General features: G+C 66.8%; 2 protein-coding genes. Both read left to right on the top strand.

Annotated elements, in window-relative coordinates:
- The coding region (locus tag ABZ434_RS36035; RefSeq protein WP_359146321.1) for a beta-ketoacyl reductase at positions 1-1,200 on the top strand (1,200 nt) is incomplete at its 5' end.
- Positions 1,201-1,208: 8 nt separating this feature from the next.
- Positions 1,209-2,404, top strand: a 1,196-nt coding sequence (locus tag ABZ434_RS36030; RefSeq protein ID WP_359146318.1) for a beta-ketoacyl synthase N-terminal-like domain-containing protein, incomplete at its 3' end; no start/stop codon positions are given.

The raw sequence follows: 2,404 nt of genomic DNA, 5'->3' as shown, positions 1-2,404 counted from the left end.
TTGGTCGAGGAGTTGGCGGGTTGGGGTGCGGAGGTGGTGGTGGAGGCGTGTGATGTGGCTGATCGTGGGTCGTTGGCCGGGGTGTTGGGGGCGATGCCGGTGGATCGGCCGTTGGTGGGGGTGGTGCATCTGGCGGGTGTGCTGGATGACGGGGTGATCGGTTCGCTGACTGCGGAGCGGGTGGGGGCGGTGCTGCGTCCGAAGGTGGATGCGGCGTTGAACCTGCACGAGCTGACGCAGGGCATGGACCTCGCCGCCTTCGTCCTCTTCTCGTCGGCTGCCGGGGTGATCGGGAACCCGGGCCAGGGCAGTTACGCCGCGGCGAACTCGTTCCTGGACGCGCTGGCCACGTACCGCAGAGCCGAAGGGCTCCCCGCCCAGTCCCTCGCCTGGGGCCCCTGGGCGGACGGGGGCATGTCGGACAGCTTGCAGAGCACCGACTCACAGCGCATGCGCCGGACCGGCATCGATCCCTTGTCGGCTGCCGAGGGGACCGCCCTCTTCGACGCGGCCGAGAGCGCAGGCGGGGCAGCACTCGTCACCATGCGGGTCGACCTCAGCGGGACGGGAGCGCCGGAGCCGGATGATCTGCCCGACCTGTTCCGAGGGCTGGTACGGCCCAGCGGCCACCGAGGCACCGGCGCGACGACGTCCGGTGCGGCGGCGTTCCGGCGACGGATGGCTGCCCTGACCGACGAAGAGCGCGCCGACCAGGTGCTCGACCTCGTACGCGCCCATGCCGCCGCCATTCTCGGGTACGCCGGTTCCTCGGCCATCGAACCGGACCGGGCGTTCAAGGAGCTCGGATTCGACTCGCTGGCCGCGGTGGAGTTCCGTAACGGTCTGGCTCAGGCCACGGGGCTGCGTCCATCGGCGACGCTGGTCTTCGACTACCCGAACTCCCGCGCACTCGCCCAGTACCTGGCGGAGGAACTGCGTCCCGACTCCCCGACGGATGACGAGGCCGTCGGGGAGGAGCGAGTCCGACGCATTCTGCAGGGAATTCCCCTGAGTCGGCTCAGGGACGCGGGACTGATGGAAGTCCTCTTCGAACTCGCCGGTGCCCACGACGAGCCGATGAATCCGTCCGAGGGCACGGACGATATCTCGCCCGAATCCATCGACTCGATGGATGCCGAGAGCCTGATCAACATGGCACTCGACGGTGCCGGCCTTGACGACGCGACCCAGGGAATGTGAGAGCCCCGATGAGTAATTCTGACGAGAAGCTGGTCGCCGCGCTGCGGGCGTCGCTCAAGGAGAACGACCGTCTGCGGGCCCACAACAGGAAACTGTCGTCCGCGGCTCACGAACCCATCGCCATCGTCGCCATGAGCTGCCGCTTTCCGGGCGGTGTCGAATCGCCGGAAGCCCTGTGGCAACTGGTGAACGACGGCGTGGACGCGATATCCGAGTTTCCGGAGAACCGCGGCTGGGACGTCGGCTCCCTCTACGATCCGGACGGCGACCGGCCGAACACCAGCTATGTCAACAAGGGCGGATTCCTTCATTCCGCGGACACGTTCGACCCGGTTCCCTTCGGTATCAGTCCGAACGAGGCCCTGATCATGGACCCGCAGCAGCGGCTGCTGCTGGAATGCTCATGGGAGGTGTTCGAGCGAGCCGGAATCGACCCCGCCACATTGAAGGGCAGCAAAACCGGCGTATTCGCCGGAATGATGTACCACGACTACGCCCACAACAGCGCTACGGGTTCCATCGCATCAGGCCGCGTCTCGTACGTCTTCGGTTTCGAGGGGCCGTCGATGACGCTGGACACCGCCTGCTCGTCATCGCTGGTGGCGTTGCACCTGGCAGCACAGGCACTCCGTTCGGGCGAGTGCTCGATGGCACTCGCGGGCGGCGTGGCGGTCATGTCGACGCCTGAGGTCTTCGTCGAGTTCAGCCGACAGCGCGGCCTGTCCAGGGACGGCCGATGCAAGTCGTTCGCGGGGTCCACCGACGGCACCAGCTGGTCCGAGGGGGCCGGCGTCCTGCTCCTGGAGAAGCTCTCCGACGCTCGCAGAAACGGACATCCGGTTTTGGCTGTGCTGCGGGGTAGTGCGGTGAATCAGGACGGTGCGAGCAATGGGCTGACGGCTCCGAACGGTCCGTCGCAGCAGCGGGTGATTCGTGCGGCGTTGGCTGATGCGCAGATTTCGTCGGATCAGGTGGATCTGGTGGAGGCGCATGGGACGGGTACTCGGTTGGGTGATCCGATCGAGGCGCAGGCGTTGTTGGCGACGTATGGGCAGGGTCGTGCGGAGGGTGATCCGTTGTGGCTGGGTTCGTTGAAGTCGAACCTTGGGCATGCGCAGGCTGCGGCGGGTGTGGGTGGGGTGATCAAGGCGGTGCAGGCGATTCGGCATGGTGTGTTGCCGAGGACGTTGCATGTGGATGTGCC

The sequence above is a fragment of the Streptomyces sp. NPDC005761 genome (assembly GCF_040630635.1).
Taxonomy (GTDB): Bacteria; Actinomycetota; Actinomycetes; order Streptomycetales; family Streptomycetaceae; genus Streptomyces.
Note: the sequence above shows the minus strand (reverse complement) of the source record. Positions and strands in the feature narration are given on the sequence as shown.